The sequence below is a fragment of the Hydrogenophaga sp. ANAO-22 genome, from assembly GCF_042466645.1.
Taxonomy (GTDB): Bacteria; Pseudomonadota; Gammaproteobacteria; order Burkholderiales; family Burkholderiaceae_C; genus Hydrogenophaga.
This window is the reverse complement of sequence record NZ_CP159956.1, coordinates 1,112,372-1,133,982: the sequence shown is the minus strand read 5'-3', so window position 1 is coordinate 1,133,982 and position 21,611 is coordinate 1,112,372. Positions and strand designations below refer to the sequence as shown.

Here is a 21,611-nt window from a genome sequence, read left to right as displayed (position 1 = left end):
CGGCGCCGGATCGTTGACGCTCACAATACCGCCATGCGCTTCGACGTCATCACGCTTTTCCCGGAGCTGTTCGCGCCTTTCCTGCAGCACGGCATCAACCGCCGCGCCTTCGAGTCCGGCCAGGTGGCCGTGCACCTGTGGAACCCGCGCGATTTCGCCGAAGGCAACTACCGCCGGGTCGACGACCGCCCGTTTGGCGGCGGCCCGGGCATGGTCATGATGGCCGAACCCCTGTGGCAATGCCTGCAGGCCATCCGCACCGCGCGCGCGGAGGCCGACGATGCCCGCGCCCCGGTGGTCCTTTTTTCCCCGATCGGCGAGGCGCTGAACCACGCGGGCGTCGAGGACTGGTCGCGCAGCCAGGGCGCGGTGCTGGTGTGTGGCCGCTACGAAGGCATCGACCAGCGCTTCATCGACACCTGCGTGGACCGGCAGATCAGCCTGGGCGACTTCGTGCTCTCGGGTGGCGAGATCGCGGCCATGGCCCTGCTGGACGCCGTGGCGCGCCTGCAGCCCGGCGTGCTGACCGACGAGGGCAGCCACCAGCAGGACAGCTTCAACCCGGCGCTCGACGGCCTGCTGGACAGCCCGCACCACACCCGCCCCGAGGTCTGGCAGGGCCCGCGGGGGCCGATGGCGGTGCCGGAGGTGCTGTTGGGCGGCCACCACGAGCGCATCGCCCGCCACCGGCGCGAGCAAAGCCTGCTGCTCACGGCCAGCCGCCGGCCCGATCTGCTGGCCCGTGCCCGGGCGCAGGGATTGCTCGACGCGGCGGACCAGGCTTTCCTCCGCGCTCAGGGATTGCTATAATCCAAGGCTTTTCGATCCTCTGACCGGCCGCCGCGACCGGGCCACCCCGCAAACCCGCAAGGGTCTGGACAGGGGCCCTGCCGGATTCGCGGCCTTTAGTGCAGCGCGGCCATGACCGACAAAACAGGAAATCATGAACCTCATCCAAACCCTTGAGCAAGAAGAAATTGCTCGCCTTGGCAAAGTCATTCCCCCGTTCGCCCCTGGCGACACCGTGATCGTCAGCGTGAACGTGATCGAAGGCACCCGCAAGCGCGTGCAGGCCTACGAAGGCGTGGTGGTGGCCCGCCGCAACCGTGGCCTGAACTCCAGCTTCATCGTTCGCAAGATCTCCAACGGCGAAGGCGTCGAGCGCACCTTCCCGCTGTACAGCCCGCTGATCGCCAAGATCGAAGTCAAGCGCCGCGGTGCCGTGCGCCGTGCCAAGCTGTACTACCTGCGCGAGCGCAGCGGCAAGTCGGCCCGCATCAAGGAAAAGCTGGGCGCGTAAAGCGCATCGGGCCTGGCCCGGTCGCCTGCACCCTCCCAAAAAAAGCCGCTCCCCGGAGCGGCTTTTTTGCGTCTGGCCTATGCTTGCCTTCACATGACCCACGTTCTGCCCGCTTTTGATCCGCGCCTGGTGCCCATCGTCGCGGACGAGGCCGACGAGATGCTGCGCCCCGCGCAGGCGCAGCGCCTCACGCCCACCGGCCTGCGCGAACTCTTCGCCCGCCCGCCGGTGTGGACGCCCGAACTGCACCGCGAGCGCAAGTTCGTCGACCGCGCGCCCGCCGAGGCGGCGGTGCTGCTGCCGCTGGTGATGCGCGACGAACTCACGCTCATCCTGACCCAGCGCACGGCCCACCTGTCCACCCACTCGGGCCAGATCGCCCTGCCGGGCGGCAAGCTCGACCCCGAGGACGCCGACGCCACCGCCGCCGCCCTGCGCGAGGCGCAGGAAGAGATCGGCCTGGCGCCGGATCGGGTGGAGGTGCTGGGCACGCTGCCGGTGTACGTCACCGGCACGTCCTTCATCGTCACGCCGGTCGTGGGGCTGGTGCGGCCGGGTTTCGAGCTGGTGCCCAACCCGGACGAGGTGGACGACGTGTTCGAGGTGCCGCTGGCCTACCTCATGAACCCCTTGCACCACCGGCGCCACGCGCTGGCCTTCGAGGGCGTGGTGCGCGAGTGGTACTCCATGCCCTACCTGGACGGTGACCGCGAGCGCTTCATCTGGGGCGCCACCGCCGGCATGCTGCGCAACTTCTACCGCATGCTCAGCGCCTAGGCCCGTGCGGCGCTCTGTGGCGCGCGCCCCTCACGCCACTATGATGGCGCCATGAGTTTTTTCGCCATCCTCATTGCCCTGCTGCTGGAACAGGCGCGCCCGCTCGCCTTTGACAACCCCGTTCACGCCGGTCTGCGGAGCTGGGCGCGCACCGTGCGCCGCAACCTCGATGCCGGCCAGTCCTCCCATGGCTGGGTCGCCTGGGCTCTGGCGGTGGGCGTGCCGGCGGCCATCGCAGGGCTGGTGTACTGGGGCCTGGGGCAATTCAGCTCCGTGCTGGCTTTCGTGTGGACCATCGGCATTCTTTACGTCACGCTGGGCTTTCGCCAGTTCAGCCACCACTTCAGCGAAATCCGGCAGGCGCTCGATGTGGGCGACGACGCCAGCGCGCGCGAGAAGCTGGCCCGCTGGCTGCGTGTGGACGCCTCCAGCCTGCCGCGCACCGAGCTGTTGCGCCAGGTGATCGAGCACTCGGTGCTGGCCGCCCACCGCCACGTGTTCGGCGTGCTGGTGTGTTTCGTGGTGTTCTGGGCCATCGGCCTGGGCCCCTCGGGCGCGGTGTTCTACCGCCTGGCCGAGTACCTCTCGCGCAACTGGCGCGCCCGCCCGGACGGCACGCCCAGCCCGGCGCTGCAGCACGCCGCCGCGACCGCCTGGCGCTGGGTCGACCACGTGCCGGCGCGCTTGACGGCGCTGGGCTTCGCCGTGGTGGGCAACTTCGAGGAGGCCGTGGCCAGCTGGCGCGGTGATGCCGAGCGCTTTGCCCCGGGCAGCGACGGTGTGGTGCTGGCCGCCACCTCGGGCGCCATCAACGTGCGGCTGACCCCGCAACTCGATCCGCTCACGATCGAAGACGACGAGGTGGTGGGCGACCCCGCCGCCCGGCCGGATCCGCAACTGGCCCACCTGAGCAGCGTGGTGGGGCTGGTGTGGCGCGCGGTGGTGCTCTGGATGCTGCTGCTCGCGCTGCTCACGCTCGCTGGCCTGTAGCCGGAGAGCGGTCAATCCATCCAGAACACCGTGGAACTGGCTTCGCCAGGCCACAGGTGTTGCCCCCTGGGGGGTGACGCGCCGAAGGCGCGGCGCGGGGGGAGCCTATCAATACCGGCGCTTGTCGGACAGTTCGGCGAACAGCTCGCCGTAGAGGCGGTAGCGGTTCTCGCTGATCGCCAGCGGATCGTCGGCCGGCTGGTCCGGCTCCCCGGTCTGCACGTGTTCCAACACCCCGCAACCCGGCTCGTGCAGGTGCGTGCAGTTGTAGAAGCGGCAATGGCCCAGCGTGGCGTTCAGGTCGGGCATGAGGTGGGCCAGCTGCATGGGCTCGATGTGGTTCAGGCCGAATTCCTGGAATCCCGGTGAATCGATCAGCGCGGTGCGGCGTTCCGCGTCCACCCAGTACCAGGTGGTGCTGGTCGTGGTGTGTTTGCCCGAGTTGAGCGCCCGCGAAATCTCGCCTGTCAGCGCGCGCGCCTCGGGCACCAGCCGGTTCACCAGCGTGCTCTTGCCCACGCCCGAGGGGCCCAGCACCAGGGTGCGCTTGTTCGCCAGCCGCTGCTGCAGGGCATCGAGGCCGGCTTCCGAGCCCTCGGCCGATTTCAGGCGCAGCGGCAATACCGCGCAGCCCATGCGCCGGTAGGGCTCCAGGCGGGCCCAGGCGCGGTCGAAGGCGGGCTGCAGGTCGCTCTTGTTGAGCACGATCAGCACGTCGATGCCTTCGGCCTGTGCCGCGATCAGGGCCCGGGTCAGCTGGCTCTCGGAAAACTCCGGATCGGCCGCCACCAGCACCAGCACCTGGTCGAGGTTGGCGGCAAACGACTTGGTGCGCATCTCGTCCTGCCGGTAGAACAGGTTGCGCCGCTCGTCCACGCGCTCGATGCTGCCTTCGTCGCCGGTGACCTGCCATTGCACCTGGTCGCCCACGACCACGGCGTTTTTCTTGCCGCGCGGGTGGCAGATGCGGCGTTCGCCGTCGAGGCTTTCCACGAGGCAGTGGCGCCCGTGGGCGGCCACCACCAGACCAGGTTGCAGATCGGCCATCAGGCCCTCTGCAGGGCGTCCACCGCGGCGGCGCAGTGGATGTCGCTGACCGAGATGCCGTTCACGTCGTGCGTGTTGAAGCGCACCGTGCAGCGGCCGTAGCTGACGGCCAGGTCAGGGTGGTGGTCTTCGCGGTGCGCGATCCAGGCCAGGGCGTTCACGAAGGCCATGGTCTCGTGGAAATTGGCGAAGCTGTAGGTTTTCTCCAGCGCGCCGTCGATCAGCTTCCAGCCCTGAGCGGCATCGCCGTTGAGCTGGGTGAGCTGGGTCACGATTTCGGTGGCGGAGAGGGCGCGGCGGTTCTGGTGGATCGGGTTCATGGGTCGGGTTCGCGTCAGGCGGTTTGCAGGCGGGAGAGGCGTTCGCTCGCCGGCGGGTGGGAATAGTAGAAGCGCGCGTACAGAGGGTCGGGCGTGAGCGTGCTCGCATTGTCCTTGTAGAGCTTGAGCAGCGCGCTGGCCAGGTCGGGGCCGCTGGTGTGGGCCACGGCATACGCATCGGCCTCGAACTCGTGCTGGCGCGAGAGCTGCGCCATCAGCGGCGAGAGGAAGAAGGTGAACAGCGGCACCACCATCATGAACAGCAGCAGGGCCAGCGCGTCGTTGGGCGTGTCCATCGACGGCGTCACGCCCAGACCGCTGAAGAACCAGGCCTGGCTCGATACCCAGCCCAGCAGCGCGAAGCCCGCCAGGCTCAGCGCGAACATCAGCACGATGCGCTTGAGGATGTGGCGGCGCTTGTAGTGGCCGAGTTCGTGCGCGAGCACGGCGTCGATCTCGTCGGGGTTCAACTGCTTGAGCAAGGTGTCGAAGAACACCACGCGCTTGGCCGCGCCGAAGCCGGTGAAGTAGGCGTTGGCGTGGGCGCTGCGCTTGCTGCCGTCCATCACGAACAGGCCTTTGGCGGCGAAGCCGCAGCGCTGCATGAGCGCGTTCACGCGCGCCTTGAGCGTTTCGTCCGACAGCGGTTCGAACTTGTTGAACAGCGGCGCGATGAGGGTGGGGTAGAGCACCAGCGCGAGCAGGTTGAAGGCCATCCAGACGCCCCAGGCCCAGAGCCACCAGGTCGGGCCGGCCGCGCCCATGAGCCAGAGCACCAGCGCGGCGATCGGCAGGCCGATCAGCGCGCCCACCAGCGTGCCCTTGACCAGGTCGCCCAGCCAGAGCGACATCGTCATCTTGTTGAAGCCGAAGCGTTCCTCGATGCGGAAGGTGGCGTACCAGCCCAGGGGCAGGGTGATGAGACCGCCGATCAGCACGAAGGCCGCGAGCAGCGCCAGCTGTTGCAGCATGCCGCCGCCCAGCGCGTCCAGCAGCCGCTGGTTGAGCCAGTCCAGGCCGCCCAGCAGCGTCCAGCCCAGCAGCAGCGCGGCCTCGATGGCGGTCTCCAGCAGGCCGAAGCGTGCCTTGGTGATGGTGTAGTCGGCCGCCTTCTGGTGCGCGGCCACCGAGATCGTGTCGCTGAAGGCCGCGGGCACGGCGTGGCGGTGCCGCGCCACATGGCGGATCTGCCGGCTGGCGAGCACGGTGCGCACCAGCAGGCCCAGCAGCAGCAGGGCGCAGAAAACGGCGGTGAAAGCGAAGGAAGCGGTGTCCATGGGGCCGAGTCTATCGAAGACGGCCCTTTGCGCGCGCCGTGGGGCCGGCGGCCCCGGGCGGCGGATCGGCGAGAATGCCGGCCATGACTTCTGCCTCCACCGCCCCGGCGGGCACCGCCGCCGACACCCCCACCCTCGCCAAGAGCGACCAGAACCTGGTCTGGATCGACTGCGAGATGAGCGGGCTCGACCCCGAGAAAGAGCGCCTGCTGGAAATCGCGGTGGTCATCACCGGTCCGCAGCTCACGCCGCGCATCGAAGGGCCGGTGATCGTGGTGCACCAGAGCGACGCCGTGCTCAACGCCATGGACGCCTGGAACAAGGGCACGCACGGCCGCAGCGGCCTGATCGACAAGGTCAAGGCCAGCACGGTGAGCGAGGAAGAGGCCGAGGCCACCCTGCTGGCCTTCATCGCCCAGTACGTGCCCAAGAACGGCTCGCCGATGTGCGGCAACACCATCAGCCAGGACCGCCGCTTCATGGTGAAGTACATGCCCAAGCTGGAGGCCTACTTCCACTACCGCTGCCTGGACGTGAGCACGCTCAAGGAACTGGCCCGCCGCTGGCGGCCCGAGGTGTACGAATCGTTCAAGAAGCACCAGAAGCACACCGCGCTGGCCGACGTGCACGAGTCCATCGACGAACTCGAGCACTACCGCACCCACTTCCTGCGCTGAACGCGCGCCCCGCGGCTTGCACCGGCGCCCCGCGCGCCGGCCTTGGGGTGTGCGGCCACATGTCAAAATTGTGACGTTCACATGAGATTCGCATGACAAAAAAATCCCGTTACCGCTTCGTTTCGAAGCACCAGGAGGTGCTCCAGCTGGGCGCCGCGGTGCTGTTCCTCCTCCTGGTCGGGCTGTACGCCTCGCTCACCGGTGCATCCACCGCAGGCCTGGCGACTTCGGCGATGTGGCTGCTGATCGTGGCGGCGGCGGTGGGGGCCTACATGGCCATGAACATCGGCGCCAACGACGTGGCCAACAACATGGGCCCGGCGGTGGGCTCGGGTGCCATGACCATGGGCTGGGCCATCGTCGTGGCCGCCGTCTTCGAGGCCCTGGGCGCCATCGTGGCCGGTGGCGACGTGGTCGGCACCATCAAGGGCGGCATCATCGATCCCAATGCCATCTCGGACCCGGCGCTGTTCGCGTGGGTGATGTTCTCCGCACTGCTGGCCGGCGCGCTCTGGCTCAACCTCGCCACGGCCGTGGGGGCCCCCGTGTCCACCACGCACTCCATCATCGGCGCGGTCATGGGCGCCGGCATCGCCGCCGGCGGCTGGGGCCTGGTCAATTGGGAAACCATCGTCCAGATCGTGATCAGCTGGGTGATCTCGCCCCTGGCCGGCGGTGCGATGGCCGCCGCCTTCCTGTACATCATCAAGCGCAGCGTGACCTACCGCAGCGACATGATCGACGCCGCCAGCCGCGTGGTGCCCATCCTGATCGCCGCCATGGTCTGGGCCTACACCACCTACATGCTGCTCAAGGGCCTGGGCCAGATGGTGCAGGTCGGGGTCCCGACGGCCATGGGCGCGGGGGTGGTGCTGGCCGTGGTCGTGTGGGCACTGATCCGCAAGCCCATCGCCAGGCACGCCCGGCGGCAGGAGAACAGCAAGAACGGTGTCAACCGCCTGTTCACGTGGCCGCTGGTCTGTTCGGCCGCGCTGCTGAGCTTCGCCCACGGCGCCAACGATGTGGCCAACGCCATCGGCCCGCTGGCCGCGATCTACGAAGCCGTGAAAGACGGCGCCATCGCCACCAAGGCCGGCACGCCGCTGTGGATCATGGTGCTGGGCGCGCTCGGCCTGGCGGTGGGGCTGGCGCTGTACGGCGCGCGGCTCATCCGCACCGTGGGCAAGGAAATCACCGAGCTGGACAACATGCGCGCGTACGCCATCGCGATGTCCGCCACGCTCACGGTGATCGTCGCCTCGCAGCTGGGCATGCCGGTGTCGACGACGCACATCTCCATCGGCGCGGTGTTCGGCGTCGGCTTCCTGCGCGAACTGCTCAAGGTGAACTACGCGAAGATGGAACGTGTGGTGCGCTCAGGCCACCAGGGTGCCGACCGCGACGTGGTCGAGGCCTACCTGAGCCGCTTCGAGGCCGCCGAGGTGAGCGAGAAGAAGCGCATGCTGGCGGACATGAAGCGGCTTGCCAAGCAGCGGGAGCTGGCGCAACCGGAAGATGCGGTGTTCGCCAAGAAGGAACAGAAGGCGTTCAAGAAGGCCTACAAGAAGGAAATCGTCAAGCGCTCCGTGGTCATGCGCATCGTGGCGGCCTGGATCGTCACCGTGCCGGCCACCGCCGTGCTGGCGGCGCTGCTGTTCTACGTGGTGCGCGCGGTGCTCAACTGAGTGAGCGCGAATGTAAAGACTTGGGGTTTTCCCGAATCCATGCCATAATCAGCGGCTTCGCAGGCAACTGCGATGATTTGTGCATCTGCCTCACACACCAGGCCCCCCGCAACCGCAGGATGGGGCCTTCGCTCCCGGTGTCACGCTTCTCTCTGTGACCCATGGCGCGTCGATCGTTTGATGGTTGATGTTTTGTAACCACGAACGGATCCGACGCCCCGGAGCTGCCACCTTTTCAAGGTAGGCCGTCCCTTTAGCGTTTGCATTCGATCAATTGCGCCCTCTGGCGCATGGACGAACATGAGCGACTCTTTTGAAGCCCGCGGCGATTTCTCGCCCGAAATCCTCTCTGCCGACACCGAGGCAGACATCTCCACCCCTGTGGCCGTCGAGGCCGCAGAGGCCACCGAGCCCGCCGGCCCCAACGGCTTCGAGCTGCTGGGCCTGGCGCCCGAGCTGGTGCAAGCCTGTGCCGACCTCGGCTACGTGCAGCCCACCACGGTGCAGAACAACGTGATCCCCAAGGCCATGATGGCCGAAGGCGAACAGCGTTTTGCCGACATGATGGTCTCCAGCCAGACCGGCAGCGGCAAGACCGCCGCCTTCCTGCTGCCCGTGCTGCACACCCTGCTGCAGCAACGTGCCGCCGCCGATGCCCAGGAGCGCGCCGACCGCGAACGCGCCGTGGCCGAAGCCCTGGCCCGTGGCGAAGCGCCGCCCAAGGCGCCCAAGCGCAAGGACCCCACCAGCCCGCGCAACTTCAAGGCCGCCACCCCCGGCGCCCTGATCCTGTGCCCCACGCGCGAACTCGCGCAGCAGGTGGCCAACGACGCCATCGACCTCGTGCGCCACTGCCGTGGCCTGCGCATCGCCAACGTGGTGGGCGGCATGCCCTACCAGTTGCAGATCGCCCGCCTGCAGAACGCCGACCTCGTGGTCGCCACGCCCGGCCGTCTGCTGGATCTGCAGCGCTCGCAGCAGCTCAAGCTCGACCAGGTGCAGTTCCTCGTCGTCGACGAAGCCGACCGCATGCTCGACCTGGGCTTCTCCGACGACCTCGCCGAAGTCAACGAACTCACCAGCCAGCGCCGCCAGACCATGATGTTCAGCGCGACCTTCGCGCCGCGCATCCAGCAGCTCGCCATGCGCGTGATGCACGAAAACGGCAAGCACGTGCAGAAGGTGCAGATCGACACCCCGCAAGAGCAGCACGCCAACATCAAGCAGGTGCTGTTCTGGGCCGACCACGCCGACCACAAGCGCAAGCTGCTCGACCACTGGCTGCGCGACACCACCATCAACCAGGCGGTGGTGTTCTGCAGCACGCAGATCGAATGCGACGGCCTCGCCAACGACTTGCAGCAAGCCGGCTTCGCCGCTGTCGCGCTGCACGGCGCGCTGAACCAGGGCATGCGCAACCGCCGCCTGATGGCTCTGCGCAACGGCCAGGTGCAGATCCTGGTGGCCACCGACGTCGCCGCGCGCGGCATCGACGTGCCCACCATCACCCACGTCTTCAACTTCGGCCTGCCGATGAAGGCCGAGGACTACACGCACCGCATCGGCCGCACCGGCCGTGCCGGCCGCGACGGCCTGGCCGTCACCTTCGCCGAGTTCCGCGACCGCCGCAAGATCGGCGACATCGAGGCCTACACGCGCCAGCGCATCAACGTCGAGACCGTGCCCGGCCTGGAGCCGCGCCAGCGCGCGCCGCAACCCGAGTTCGGTGGCCGTGGCCGTCCGGGCGCCGGCCGTGGTGATCGCTTCGGTGGTGGTGATCGCAACTATGCCGACCGCAGCAACTTCAACGCCCGTGGCCCCGCACCGCGCGGCCCGCGTTTCGAAGGCCGTCCGGAAGGCCGCTTCGACGCGCCCCGCGTTGACCACAGCCGCCCGGAAACGCGTTTCGACCCGCGCTTCGAAGGCCGTGCCGAACCGCAGCCGCGCCACGAGAACCGCTTCGACCACCGGGGTGAAAACCGCTTCGAGAACCGTGGCGATCAAGGCGGCTACCGCAACGACACGCGCCCGGCCAGCCGGGGCTTCGGTGACCGGGGTGCCGCCCCTTCGCGCGCTGGTGGCAAGCCCGGTGGCTTCTCCAGCTTCGGCCGCAGTGACAAGGGCGGTGAATCGCGCGGTGGCTTCAGCGACCGTGGCAACGCCGAGCGCGGCGCCATGCGCGGCGACTTCGCCCCACGCCGCAACGAAGGCGGCCCGGCCCGCCCGATGGCGCGCCGCGCACCGCGCTGATCGATCTGGTCACGCATGAAAAAGCCAGGCCTTCGGGCCTGGCTTTTTTTTTGCACGGGCGACGGCGTCAGGCCGGCACAGGTTGTGCGTCCAGCGATGGCGCGTGGCGGGCGATCGCCATCACCACGCCGGCGAGCCGGCGTTGGCGGATCTGATCGTGCAGGTCGTGCAGACCGAAATTCGCGACCCGTGTCTCCAGCCGCGCCAGGGCGTCGCGCGCGACATCCGGGTGGTCCTGCAGGTAGGCTTCCAGCGCTTCGGGCGCGCTGTCGGACATCGCGTTGCGCGCCATGCACAACACGGCGAGCACGTCCGCCGCATCGGGCGACGACGCCAGCAGCGCGACGAACGCCTGAGGCGCCGCGAGCGCGCCCAGCAGCACGTCGCCCACCTCGCTGCAATGGTGGAGGCCGAGGCTGGCCAGGGCGAGGAGCGGGGCCGCTTGCCCGGCTTCGAGCAGGCCCTGCGCGAGCATCGACGCCTTCTCGACGTCCTCGGTGCATGCCGCGATGAGCGAGGGCAGGGGGACGACCCCTCTGTGCAAAAGGCGCTCGAACTCGACCGGCGACAAGGTCTTGGCCGCCTCCGCCACGCGCTGGCAGGCGTCCTCGATGTCGCGCTCCAGTTGCTGCACGATGGCCTCGTTGTCCTCGGTGATCTGCCTCACCGTCAAGACCGCCAGTTGCGCCAACGCCCGCGCCGGGATCAGGGGAACGCCCAGCGACGCGGTGCCGATCGTCAGCGAGAACGCCAGACCCATCGGAGAGGCGTGCCCGCTGGTGGTCGCCTGGTAGATGTCTTTCCCGAGCGTGGCGGCCCACACCGCCGTGGCCCCGAGCATCGTGGCGCTCCCTGTGGCGAACACACCGGCGAGAAGCCAGTAACCACAGTGCGAGAGCGAGCTGGGCAGGCGCGAGTGGATGAAGTCGTTCCTGGCCCGGATGGCACGGGCCGCCTGATCTTCCAGGTCCTGCAGCGAGGGCACGGTGTCCTGCGGCTGAAGGGCGATCGGGTCAAGTGAGTGGTGTGAGATGTGCAAAGGGTGAAAAGCGTTCATGCACCCTAGTGCCCACCGTGCCGTGCCGGTTCAGCGCGGCGCGCCCGCCGCGAGCCAGGCGCGCCAGCCGCCGAAGGCGGTGATGTCGGTCGCGCCCTGGATGCCCTGGCCCTCGCAGATGAAGCCCGGCACCTCGCTGCCATCGGCCAGCTTCACCTTGCCGATGCCCAGCGGTGCGGGGATGCCGGCCACGAAGCTGCCGAAGAGGGCCGCCGGCACCTCCCACACCTCCATCGCGATCGCCGCGCCGCCCTCGGCCACCCGCACCATGCCGGGCCGCTGCACCGGTCCACCGGCCAAGGCGTAGAAGCGGTACTCGGGCGCGGAGACGGGGCTGTCCACCAGCCGCGCGCCACGCGATGTGAGCTGGTGGTTCAACGGCAGGCCCGAGAGGTGCGCACCGCACACCGCCACGCGCACCGTGCCCGAGCCGGCCGCGCCCACCTCGCCGCCCGGCAGGCCCACGCAGGCCGGCGTGGCCGACACGTCGGTGCCCGTCGCGCCCAACGAACCACCGAGCGCGCGGTGAAAACGATCGGCCAGGCGCAGCAGCGCCAGGTCCTTGTGCGCGGGCGCGCCCAGCGTCACGCCCCAGGGCAGGCCTTTCGCGTCACCGCTGGCCAGCACGCCGGCCGGCACGGCCACGGCGCATTGGTCCAGCAGGTTCACGAAGTTGGTGTAGCGGCCCAGGTTGGCGTTGAGGCGGATCGGGTCGGCCTGCATCTCGGCGATGCGGTAGACCGTGCCGGCCGTGGGCGTGAGCAGGCAGTCCACCTCGTTCCACACGCGGTCGCACACGCGGCGCAGCGCCTTGAGCTTGTAGGCGCCCGCGAAGGCCTCGGCGGCGGTCTTGCCGCGACCCCCTTCGATGATGCTGCGCACCGGCGGGAACACCGCCTCGGGCTGCGCGTCGATGAAGCCCTGGATGGCGACGTAGCGCTCGGCCACCCAGGGGCCTTCGTAGAGCAGCTTGGCCACGGCCAGGAAGGGCGTGAGGTCGATGGTGACGGCCGTGCCGCCGAGCGATTCGAGGCGCTTGACCGCGTCGGCGAACAGCGCGGCCGCCGCCTCGTTGCCGAAGAAGTCCAGGTCCTCGTGGCGCGGCACGCCGAAGCGGAACGGTCCGGCCGAGAAGTCCACCCCCAGTGGCTGCGCGGGCCGGCTGTAGGCATCGGCCTCGTCGAACGCCGCCGCCACGCCCAGCACGGCCTGCGCGTCGCCGGCCGTGAGCGCGAGGATGGAGGGCGTCTCCACCGAGCGGCAGGCCGGCAGCACACCCCAGGCCGAGAGCAGGCCCAGCGTGGGCTTGAGGCCGATCAGCCCGTTGAACGACGCCGGCACGCGGCCCGAACCGGCGGTGTCGGTGCCCAGCGCGAACGTCACATGCCCCTTGGCCACGGCCACGCCCGAGCCCGAGCTGGAGCCACCCGAGATGAAGGCGGGGTGGTGCGGGTTCTGGCACGCGCCGTACGGCGAGCGCGTGCCGTTCAGGCCGGTGGCGAACTGGTCCAGGTTGGTCTTGCCCACCGGCACCGCGCCGGCCGCGATCAGCTGGCGCACCACGAAGGCGCTGTCCTGCGGCGTGTAGGCGAATTCGGGGCAGGCGGCGGTGGTGGGCACGTGCGCGAGGTCGATGTTGTCCTTGATCGCGAAGGGCACGCCGTACAGCGGCAGGCTGGCCGGGTCCACGCCGTCCAGGCGCGCGCGGTAGGGCTCGACCTCGGCCTCGCTCAGCACGTGGATGTAGGCGTGGTGCGTGTCGGCCACGCTGCGGCGCAAGGCTTCGGCGATCACCTCGCGCGCGGTCGCGGTGCCTTCGCGATAGGCGGCCTGCAGGCTGGCGAGATCGAAGGACAGTGAGCTCAGGGACATGAAATCTCCTTGGAATTCGTGAAAAGGTCTATACGCAACGCATGAAACAACGCCGACCAGAGGCACCGGGGGCCCGGCTTTGCCGGCCCCAGGTGCCGTCCCCCTCGAAGCGCCGAAGGCGCGCCACGGAGGGGGGAAGCCGCGCAGCGGCGCAGGGGGTGTTTCATCTCAGGCCGCGGCTTCGTCAATGAGCACCAGCACGTTCTGCCCCGCGGCCACCGCGCCGCCCTGGGCGCACATGAGGCTGTGGACGGTTGCGTCCGCGGGCGCGAGCAGGTTGAACTCCATCTTCATGGACTCGATGACCAGCAGCACATCGCCGGCGCGCACCTGCTGGCCCACGCTCACGGCCACCTTCCACACGTTGCCGGGCACGCTGGTGGCCAGCGCGCGGCCGCCCTCGGGCAGGTCGATCTCGACCTCCACGCCGGCAGCCGCCACATCGGCCTCGCTCGCGCAGTCCACCTGGCCGGCGGCGGCCCAGCGCTCGCGCTCGGCCTCGAACGCGGCCTGCTGCCTTGCCTTGAACGCGCCCACGGCGGCGTCGTTCTCGGCGAGGAACCGCCGGTAGTCCTTCAGGCTGAACGTGCCGTCTTCCGTGCGCAGCGCGTAACCGCCGTGCGGGAAGCGCGCGCGGATGTCCTTCAGCGCGTCCTCGCTCACCGGCTCGAAGCGGATCTGGTCGAAGAAGCGCAGCAGCCAGGGCTGCTCGAACGGCGTGCCCGGCGTGCCGTGCCGCCAGCGGTTCCACATCTGCAGCGTGCGGCCCACGAACTGGTAGCCGCCGGGGCCTTCCATGCCGTACACGCAGAGGTAGGCGCCGCCGATGCCCACGGCGTTCTCCGGCGTCCAGGTGCGCGCGGGGTTGTACTTGGTGGTCACCAGCCGGTGGCGCGGGTCCAGCGGCGTGGCCACCGGCGCGCCCAGGTACACGTCGCCCAGGCCCAGCACGAGGTAGCGCGCGTCGAACACGACCTGGAACACGTCCTCGATCGAGTCCAGCCCGTTGATGCGGCGGATGAACTCGATGTTGCTCGGGCACCAGGGCGCGTCCGGCCGCACCGATTGCATGTACTTCTCGATCGCGAGCTTCGTCTGCGGGTCGTCCCACGAGAGCGGCAGCACGACGGTGCGCGAGGGCACCACCATCTCGTCCACCGGCGGCAGCGCGTCGTCCACCTCGGCGATCACGCGCAGCAGTTCTTCGCGCGGCAGGCGAGCAGGGTCGAAGTGGACCTGCAGCGAACGGATGCCCGGGGTGAGGTCGATCACGCCGTCCAGGTGCTTGCGCTTCAGGCCTTCCAGCAGGGCCTGCACGCGCATGCGCAGTTCCAGATCCAGCTTGAGCGGGCCGAACTCGATCAGCACATAGCGGTCGCCCGCCTGCCGCACCATGCGGCGCGGGCGCTCGCCCTCGGCCGCGCGGTCGTCCAGGATGGGGCTGGCCGGCGAGCCCGCGCGCCGGTGAAAACGCACCGTGTCACCCGGCCGCAGCTGGCCCAGTTTCCACAGCTCGTCGTGCAGCACCACGGCCGGGCAGACGAAGCCGCCCAGGCTCGGGCCGTCGGGCCCGAGGATCACCGGCATGTCGCCGGTGAAGTCGATCGCGCCGATGGCGTAGGCGTTGTCGTGGATGTTCGACGGGTGCAGCCCGGCCTCGCCGCCGTCGCTGCGCGCCCACTGGGGCTTGGGGCCGATCAGGCGCACGCCGGTGCGGCTGCTGTTGTGGTGCACCTTCCAGTCGGTGCCGAAGAACATCGTGATGTCATCGGGCGTGAAGAAGTCGGGTGCGCCGTGCGGGCCGTAGAGCACGTCGATGTCCCAGTGGTTCGTGTACTCGGGCTCGTAGACGTAGTCGCTCATGGTTTGTGCCTCGACCGAGGCCGGTGCATCCGCCAGGTGCAGCACATCGCCCGTGCGCAGGTGCCGCCCCGCGTGGCCGCCGAACTGGCCCAGCGTGAAGGTGCTGCGGCTGCCCAGGTACAGCGGCACGTCCAGCCCGCCGGCCACGGCCAGCGCGAGCCGCACGCCGGTCTCGCAGCGGCCCACGGCCAGCGTGGCGCCCGCCGGCACGGCCAGGGACTGCCACATGGCCACGGGCTGGCCGTTGAGCGTCAGCTTGGCGGGCGCGCCCGTCACCGCCACCACGGTCGCCACGTTGAAGCGCAGCGTGGGCCCGGCCAGCGTGATCTCCAGCGCCGCCGCATCGCTGGCGTTGCCCACCAGCTGGTTGGCCATGCGGTGCGCGTGCGCGTCCATCGGCCCGCTCGGCGGCACGCCCACGGCCCAGTAACCCTGGCGGCCCGGCCAGTCCTGCACCGAGGTCTGCACGCCGGGCTCCAGCACGTCGATGGTGCGCGGCTTGAAGTCGAAGGTGGAGAGAAAGCGCGTCACCTGCCGGCCTTCGCGGAACACCGGGTCGCGCACCACCTGGCGCAGGTAGCCCAGGTTGGTTTCAATGCCGGCCAGGCGCGTGGCGTCCAGTGCGTCTTCCAGCTGCTGCAGGGCCTGCTCGCGCGTGTCAGCGGTCACGATCAGCTTGGCCAGCATGGGGTCGTACCAGGCGGGCACCTCGGTGCCGCGCTCGACCCAGCTGTCCACCCGCGCGCGCGGCGGGAACACCACGTCGGTCAACAGGCCTGCGCTCGGCTGGAAATTCTTCGCCGGATCTTCGGCGTACAACCGCACCTGGATGGACGCGCCGCGCGGCACCGGCTGCAGCGTGGCCAGCGGCGGCAGGTCGCCCGCCGCGAGCTGCAGCATCCAGGCCACCAGGTCCACGCCGCAGACCTGCTCGGTCACGCCGTGCTCCACCTGCAGGCGCGTGTTCACCTCCAGGAAATAGAAGGCGCCGCTGGCCGCGTCGTACACAAATTCAACGGTGCCCGCAGACCGGTAGTTCACCGCCTGCGCCAGCCGCACGGCGGTGGCGTGCAGCTCGGTGCGCTGCGCGTCGCTCAAGCCCGGCGCCGGGGTTTCCTCGATCACTTTCTGGTTGCGCCGCTGCACCGAACAGTCGCGCTCGCCCAGGGCGATCACGCCGCCCGCGCCGTCGCCGAACACCTGCACCTCGATGTGGCGCGCCTGCTCCACGTACTTTTCCAGGAACAGGCCCGCGTCCTTGAAGTTCGCCTGCGCCAGCCGCCCCACGGACTCGAACGCGTCGCGCAGCTCGGCATCGCTCCCCACCAGCCGCATGCCGATGCCGCCGCCGCCGGCCGTGCTCTTGAGCATCACCGGGTAACCGATGCGCGCGGCCTCGGCCATGGCCTGCGCCAGGTCGAGCAGCAAGCCCGAGCCCGGCAGCAGCGGCACGCCGCGCGCCTGCGCCAGATCGCGCGCCGTGTGCTTCAGGCCGAAGGCGCGCATCTGCTGCGGCGCCGGGCCGATGAAGGCGATGCCCGCCGCCTCGCAGGCCTCGGCGAACGCCGGGTTCTCCGACAGGAAGCCGTAGCCCGGGTGGATGGCCTGCGCGCCGCAGTCTTTCGCGATCTGCAGGATGCGGTCCGCGCGCAAATAACTCTCGGCCGCCGGGGCCGGGCCCAGCAGCCAGGCCTCGTCGGCCTCGCGCACGTGGCGGGCCTGGGCGTCGGCCTCGGAATACACGGCCACGCTGCGCACGCCCAGGGTTTTCAGCGTGCGGATGATGCGGCAGGCAATCGCGCCGCGGTTGGCAATCAGGACCTTGCTGAACATGAGGGGTCTCCGGATGCAGGCCGTCCTGCAAAGCTGTCTTGGCGCCCCGGGCCGTCCCGGGGCGATGGGGTTCAGAAGGCGGTCTCAGTCCCAGACCAGCAGCTGGATCGGCGTCGGGTTGTAGGCGTTGCAGGGGTTGTTGAGCTGCGGGCAGTTGCTGATCAGTACCCACACGTCCATCTCGGCGCGCATCTCCACGTACTTGCCGGGGCCGGACACACCGTCCTCGAAACTCAGCGCGCCCTCGGCCGTCACCGGCACGTTCATGAAGAAGTTGATGTTGGGCACCAGGTCGCGCTTGCCCAGGCCCACGTCGGCGTGCTGCAGGGCGATCAGGTAGTTGTCGCGGCAGCTGTGCATGTACTTCTTCTGCAGTGCGTAGCGCACCGTGTTGCTCTCGGCCGCGCAGGCGCCGCCCAGCGTGTCGTGCCGGCCGCAGGTGTCGGCCACGATGGTGAGCATGGGGTTGCCGTCGTTGCTGCGGATCACCGAGCCGGTGGTGAGGTAGATGCCGCCCTGGCGCTGCATGGTGTCGGTGGCGCTGTAGTGCTCGGCCGGGTCGTGCCGGTTGTAGAACAGCACGTCGGCGGCCTGGTTGCCTTCCAGGTCCACGATGCGCAGCGTCTGCCCGCGCTTCACCTCGAACAGGATGGGCTCGCCCGCCGGGTGGCGCTGGTTCAGCACGGCGTGCGCGGGGTTCAGCGCGCTTTCTTGAAGTCGAATCGCGGTGGCGGTGTTCATGGTCATCGTCTCCCTCACAGGTACAGCAGGTCGGTGTTGTGCAGGGCGCGCGCGTTCTCGGGGCGCAAGGCGCGGCACACGTCGTCGGCCGGCGCGGCGCCGCAGCGCCAGGCCACCAGGCCGACCTTCTTCGGCGCGTAGGTGGGCGCCGGGTCCAGCCCGTGCGGCGCGGTGCTGATGGCGGCGATCACGTCCATGTCGAAACGCAGCTCCACGAAGTCGCCGGCCTTCGCGTGGTCCGGCGCGAAGGCGAAGCGGCCCTGCGCGTCCACGCCCACCTTGCTGAACAGGTTCACCGGCGCGATCAGGTCGCGCTTGGAAAGGCCGTGCTTGCCGATCTCGATCAGCAGCCCGTCCTTGCCCGAGCGGTGCATGGCGTTGCGGTGCGATTCGTAGCGCTGCTCGCCGTACTTCTGCCGCATCAGCTCGCTGTCCAGCAGCGCGCCCAGCGGGTCGTGCCAGCCCAGGCTGTCGGCCGTGAAGCTGGCCATGCTGCGGCCCATGTCGCTCATCAGCACATGGCCGCGCGAGTAGTGCGCGGTGTGCTGCGCCTTGAGCGAGTCGGGCATGTTGTAGCGCTCCAGTTTTTCCAGCGCGCTGTAGAGCACCAGGCTCACGTTCGCGCCGGCTTCCAGCGCCACGAAGCGGATCGCGCTGCCGCGCGGCATGCGCCAGCCCCAGTGGCTGCCACCGGGCACGATCTCGCTCCACATCAGCTGGCGGGTGTCCACCCCCGCGAGCGCGGGGGCGGGAAAGCCTTGCCAGAACGCGGGGGCGTCCACCGGGTGGTCGTTGAGGGTGTGGTTCAAGTGTGGGTCTCCCATCGGTTCAGGCGGTGTGACCGGTCATGCGCTGGAGCTGCTCCAGGTCGGTCTTCATGCCGGAGGTCTCGCGGATGCGGTCCAGGATGTCGCGCTTGAGGCGCACGAACTCGGGGGCGTGCTTCAGGTCCTGCGTGCGCTGGTCGCCGAAGGGCACCTCGTAGATGGTGTCGATGCGCCCCGGGCGCGGCGCCATCAGCACCACGCGAGCGCCCAGGTACAGGGCCTCTTCCACGTCGTGCGTCACGAACACGATGGTGGCTTTCTCCAGCTTGTGCACGTAGCGGATCAGGTCGTGCATCACCTCGCGCGTCTGCGCGTCCAGCGCGCCGAAGGGTTCGTCCATCAGCACGATGTCGGGCCGGCCCATCAGCGCGCGCGCGATCGCCACGCGCTGCTGCATGCCGCCCGAGAGCTGGTTGGGCCAGGCGTGGCCCATCGCCTCCAGGCCCATCAGGCGCAACAGCGCGTCGGCCCGGCCGTCGGCCGCCTCCACGTCCGACGAGGTGCGGCCCTCGGTGTGCGCCTGCAGCTGGCGGCAGAACTTGATGTTCTGGCACACCGTCATCCAGGGGTACAGGCTGTAGTGCTGGAACACCATGGCGCGGTCGATGCCGGGGCCGGTCACGGCCTGGCCGTCCACCAGCAGGTCGCCGCTGCTCTGCACCTCCAGCCCGCCGATGGTGCGCAGCAGGGTGGACTTGCCGCAGCCCGAGGCGCCCACGAAGGTGACGAACTCGTTGGCGCGGATGTCCAGGTTGATGCCTTCGAGCGCGTTCACCGGCGCGCCGTCGAAGCGCTTGAACACATCGCGGATCGCGATCTTGGGCACGGGGTGGGTGTGGGGGTGTGGGGTGCTCATCGCATCAGCCCTTCAGGTAAAGCCAGGGGAAGGCGCGGCGGTGCGCGAGGCGAAAGAGCTGGTCCGTCACCAGGCCGATGAGGCCGATGACGATGATCCCGGCGAAGATCGTGTCCGTCTGCAGGAAGCGCTGCGCGCGCAGGATCGCGTAGCCCAGGCCCGAGTTCGCGGCCACCAGCTCGGCCACCACCAGGTAGGTCCAGGCCCAGCCCATGGTGATGCGCAGCGTGTCCAGCAGGGCCGGCTTGGCGCTGGGGAAGATCACCTTCTCGATCAGCTCCGAGCGGTTCGCGCCCATGGTCTGCGCGGCCTCCACCTGCGCGGCCGGCACGCGGCGCACGTCCTCGGCCACCATCAGCACCATCTGGAAGAAGGTGCCGATGAAGATGATGGCGATCTTGGAGCCCTCGCCAATGCCCACCCACAGCATCACCAGCGGAATGAAGGCCACCGCCGGCATGTAGCGGATGAAATCCGTCAGCGGCTCCAGCAGCGCCTGAACCGCGCGGTACGAGCCGATGAACAGACCCAGCGGCAGCGCGATCACCGCCGAGAGCAGAAAGCCCGTGACCACGCGGTAGACGCTGATGCCCATGTCATCGAGCAGGCCGGTCTCGGTGAGCCAGGTCCAGGTCTTGGTCAGCACCTGCAGCGGGGCGGGGAGGAACACCGGGTCCAGCCCGCCGAAGGCCGCCAGCCCGGCCCAAAGCACCAAAGGGGTGAACAGACCGATGAGCGCAAGCACCCAATAGGTGCGCCGGGCGATGGGCGCGCGCACCGTCCAGAGGCTGTGGGCGCGGCGGCGCCGGGCGCCGGCTTGCGGCGCGCGGATCTCGATGGCGGGTGGCGAGGAAGACATGCAGGCTCCTGAACGGGGGACACAAAAGCGGAGAGGCGTCGTGCTTGCGCTTCGTTGCGCGCAGCAGCGTCTCCCGGGCTTTTGTCCCTCCGTGGAGCCACACGATCGTGGCCGACCGCTCTCGGACCAGACAGCGCCGCGTGTCTGTCTTTCAGTTGGTGGTCAACTGCGCGGCGCCCGGAACCCTAGCGGTCTTCTAGGCTGGCGTGTGCGGTGCAGGGCACAGCGCCTCTCTGGCTCAGGTGTTAGCAACTGCTGTGCCAGCCGCCGATCGACGTTTCAGCCCCAGGCCACCGGAGATCCTGTGTCAGTCGTCCGACCCTGAGGCGTCCTCCACATAGGCCTGCAGCGACGCGACGGTGTCCGTGAGCCCGTTCATGAACAGCACCAGCTCGTGGTTGAGCGCGTACAGCATCGCGCCCGCTTCCAGTTGCGCGGCCGGAATGCCCGAGGTGTCGCGCATGCGTTTGAGGCCTTCGGGCATGAGGATGCGTTCGGTGCGTTGGTAAAGCGGCATCAGCTGGCGCAGCTGGCCGATCTGGGTCGATGCCCTTTGGGTGAGCACGCGAACCCGGTGCGACGCGTCGTGGGAAAAGGTGAGGGAAGCGCTGCGCTTGCGCGGCGCGCGAAAATCCATTGGAGATTTTTTGGCTTTGGTGACCATGTCGGCCTCCCGGTCGTGTGTTTGACACACCGCCGCCCCCTCTCTTGTGGAGTTGGGGCAGCGGCCCGAACAGGTTGACGTGCCAGTCCCACGCCGCGCGAAGCCGGCGGGCCTTGTAGCGAGGGAAGCGGAACGTCAACTCCGATCACGCGGTTTTGGCGTGAGCGGGGCAGTATAGCCACGCGGTTCTGCCGCCACGGCGCATGAGCCCCTGCATTTCCCATGCGCGCAGCCGGTGCGTACACTCGCACACCCCACCACCACCCGGCAGCAGCCCCAGCCATGAGCGATTGGAAAACCCAGCAGATGATCAAGGCCTCCGGCTGGCCGCTCGCGCCCGAGCTGCTGTTGGCGCCCGATGCCGACTTCAACGCCCGGCTGGAAGGTGGCCTTGTGCCCCTGCACTGGGCCTGCTCGGAAGGCAAGGCCGGGCTGGTGAAACACATGCTGGAGCGCGGTGCCGATGTGCTGGACGCGGCGGACGGCGAGGTGAGCGTGGCGGGGCGCACGCCGCTGTACATGGCCATCCACTCGGGCAACTTCCAGACCGTGATGCTGGTGATCGATCGGCTCAAGGCGCTGGGCGCGCCGCCGGCCGACGAGGCGCTGAAGAAGCGGCTTGCGAGCGTGTTCAACAAGAGCCATGCGGATGCGAAGAACCGCCTGGCTCAGACGCTGAAGGACTGGGACCGGATCGCGAAGAAGAGCTAACCCGG

Annotated in this window: 19 protein-coding genes and 1 riboswitch; of the genes, 8 read left to right on the top strand and 11 right to left on the bottom strand. The window is 69.2% G+C overall.

The window, feature by feature from the left end; genetic code table 11:
- Nucleotides 1-33: 33 nt before the first annotated feature.
- The 4 genes from trmD to ABSY19_RS05255 all read left to right on the top strand — a co-directional run bounded on the left by trmD (nucleotide 34) and on the right by ABSY19_RS05255 (nucleotide 3,067).
- Nucleotides 34-810 (top strand): tRNA (guanosine(37)-N1)-methyltransferase TrmD, encoded by a 777-nt coding sequence (gene trmD / locus ABSY19_RS05270; protein ID WP_382159820.1) that lies wholly within the window; start codon nucleotides 34-36, stop codon nucleotides 808-810.
- A gap of 133 nt (nucleotides 811-943) precedes the next feature.
- Nucleotides 944-1,300, top strand: a complete 357-nt coding sequence (gene rplS, locus ABSY19_RS05265) for a 50S ribosomal protein L19 (RefSeq protein ID WP_066268749.1) — start codon at nucleotides 944-946, stop codon at nucleotides 1,298-1,300.
- A 93-nt stretch (nucleotides 1,301-1,393) separates the two neighbouring features.
- Nucleotides 1,394-2,077, top strand: coding sequence for a CoA pyrophosphatase (locus ABSY19_RS05260; protein WP_382159818.1), 684 nt, complete (start codon nucleotides 1,394-1,396; stop codon nucleotides 2,075-2,077).
- A 51-nt stretch (nucleotides 2,078-2,128) separates the two neighbouring features.
- On the top strand, nucleotides 2,129-3,067 hold the full coding sequence (locus ABSY19_RS05255; RefSeq protein WP_382159815.1) for a CobD/CbiB family protein: 939 nt from the start codon (nucleotides 2,129-2,131) through the stop codon (nucleotides 3,065-3,067).
- 108 nt (nucleotides 3,068-3,175) lie between these two features.
- On the opposite strand, the gene rsgA is transcribed toward ABSY19_RS05255, so the two are convergent.
- Genes rsgA through ABSY19_RS05240 form a run of 3 tightly spaced genes read right to left on the bottom strand, consistent with a single transcriptional unit; the run spans nucleotide 3,176 to nucleotide 5,711 of the window.
- Nucleotides 3,176-4,150, bottom strand: a complete 975-nt coding sequence (rsgA, locus tag ABSY19_RS05250) for a ribosome small subunit-dependent GTPase A (protein ID WP_382163692.1) — start codon at nucleotides 4,148-4,150, stop codon at nucleotides 3,176-3,178.
- Entirely contained in the window at nucleotides 4,114-4,434 is a 321-nt protein-coding gene (locus ABSY19_RS05245; RefSeq protein ID WP_382159813.1) for a 4a-hydroxytetrahydrobiopterin dehydratase, read from the bottom strand. The genes rsgA and ABSY19_RS05245 overlap by 37 nt, the downstream gene beginning before the upstream one ends.
- Nucleotides 4,435-4,448: 14 nt before the next feature.
- Complete coding sequence (locus ABSY19_RS05240) at nucleotides 4,449-5,711, bottom strand: M48 family metallopeptidase (protein WP_382159810.1); 1,263 nt, start codon at nucleotides 5,709-5,711, stop codon at nucleotides 4,449-4,451.
- A gap of 83 nt (nucleotides 5,712-5,794) precedes the next feature.
- On the opposite strand from ABSY19_RS05240, the gene orn reads away from it, so the two are divergent.
- The 3 genes from orn to ABSY19_RS05225 all read left to right on the top strand — a co-directional run bounded on the left by orn (nucleotide 5,795) and on the right by ABSY19_RS05225 (nucleotide 10,323).
- The gene (gene orn, locus ABSY19_RS05235) at nucleotides 5,795-6,388 is read left to right on the top strand and encodes an oligoribonuclease (protein WP_382159807.1); all 594 of its coding nucleotides are present in this window, start codon (nucleotides 5,795-5,797) and stop codon (nucleotides 6,386-6,388) included.
- 92 nt (nucleotides 6,389-6,480) lie between these two features.
- A complete protein-coding gene (locus ABSY19_RS05230; protein WP_382159804.1) occupies nucleotides 6,481-8,073 on the top strand; it encodes an inorganic phosphate transporter in 1,593 nt (530 codons plus the stop codon).
- Between the two features lie 300 nt (nucleotides 8,074-8,373).
- On the top strand, nucleotides 8,374-10,323 hold the full coding sequence (locus ABSY19_RS05225) for a DEAD/DEAH box helicase (protein WP_382159802.1): 1,950 nt from the start codon (nucleotides 8,374-8,376) through the stop codon (nucleotides 10,321-10,323).
- 67 nt (nucleotides 10,324-10,390) lie between these two features.
- On the opposite strand, the gene ABSY19_RS05220 is transcribed toward ABSY19_RS05225, so the two are convergent.
- The 8 genes from ABSY19_RS05220 to ABSY19_RS05185 all read right to left on the bottom strand — a co-directional run bounded on the left by ABSY19_RS05220 (nucleotide 10,391) and on the right by ABSY19_RS05185 (nucleotide 20,868).
- Complete coding sequence (locus ABSY19_RS05220) at nucleotides 10,391-11,380, bottom strand: hypothetical protein (protein ID WP_382159800.1); 990 nt, start codon at nucleotides 11,378-11,380, stop codon at nucleotides 10,391-10,393.
- A gap of 30 nt (nucleotides 11,381-11,410) precedes the next feature.
- Nucleotides 11,411-13,252 (bottom strand): allophanate hydrolase, encoded by a 1,842-nt coding sequence (atzF, locus tag ABSY19_RS05215; RefSeq protein WP_382159797.1) that lies wholly within the window; start codon nucleotides 13,250-13,252, stop codon nucleotides 11,411-11,413.
- Between the two features lie 168 nt (nucleotides 13,253-13,420).
- Nucleotides 13,421-16,948 carry a 5-oxoprolinase/urea amidolyase family protein gene (locus ABSY19_RS05210; protein WP_382159795.1) on the bottom strand — a complete coding sequence of 1,176 codons (3,528 nt, stop codon included), beginning with the start codon at nucleotides 16,946-16,948 and terminating at the stop codon, nucleotides 13,421-13,423.
- Between the two features lie 84 nt (nucleotides 16,949-17,032).
- The gene (locus tag ABSY19_RS05205) at nucleotides 17,033-17,695 is read right to left on the bottom strand and encodes an urea amidolyase associated protein UAAP2 (RefSeq protein ID WP_382159792.1); all 663 of its coding nucleotides are present in this window, start codon (nucleotides 17,693-17,695) and stop codon (nucleotides 17,033-17,035) included.
- 8 nt (nucleotides 17,696-17,703) lie between these two features.
- Complete coding sequence (locus ABSY19_RS05200; RefSeq protein ID WP_382163690.1) at nucleotides 17,704-18,402, bottom strand: urea amidolyase associated protein UAAP1; 699 nt, start codon at nucleotides 18,400-18,402, stop codon at nucleotides 17,704-17,706.
- Between the two features lie 115 nt (nucleotides 18,403-18,517).
- The gene (locus tag ABSY19_RS05195) at nucleotides 18,518-19,372 is read right to left on the bottom strand and encodes an ABC transporter ATP-binding protein (RefSeq protein ID WP_382159789.1); all 855 of its coding nucleotides are present in this window, start codon (nucleotides 19,370-19,372) and stop codon (nucleotides 18,518-18,520) included.
- 4 nt (nucleotides 19,373-19,376) lie between these two features.
- Nucleotides 19,377-20,231, bottom strand: a complete 855-nt coding sequence (locus ABSY19_RS05190; RefSeq protein ID WP_382159786.1) for an ABC transporter permease — start codon at nucleotides 20,229-20,231, stop codon at nucleotides 19,377-19,379.
- Between the two features lie 68 nt (nucleotides 20,232-20,299).
- A riboswitch (guanidine-I (ykkC/yxkD leader) is annotated at nucleotides 20,300-20,431 on the bottom strand.
- Between the two features lie 107 nt (nucleotides 20,432-20,538).
- A complete protein-coding gene (locus tag ABSY19_RS05185) occupies nucleotides 20,539-20,868 on the bottom strand; it encodes a hypothetical protein (protein ID WP_382159783.1) in 330 nt (109 codons plus the stop codon).
- A 309-nt stretch (nucleotides 20,869-21,177) separates the two neighbouring features.
- Here ABSY19_RS05185 and ABSY19_RS05180 point away from each other — a divergent pair, with 309 nt between their 5' ends.
- Nucleotides 21,178-21,606 carry an ankyrin repeat domain-containing protein gene (locus ABSY19_RS05180; protein WP_382159781.1) on the top strand — a complete coding sequence of 143 codons (429 nt, stop codon included), beginning with the start codon at nucleotides 21,178-21,180 and terminating at the stop codon, nucleotides 21,604-21,606.
- The last annotated feature ends 5 nt before the right edge of the window (nucleotides 21,607-21,611 follow it).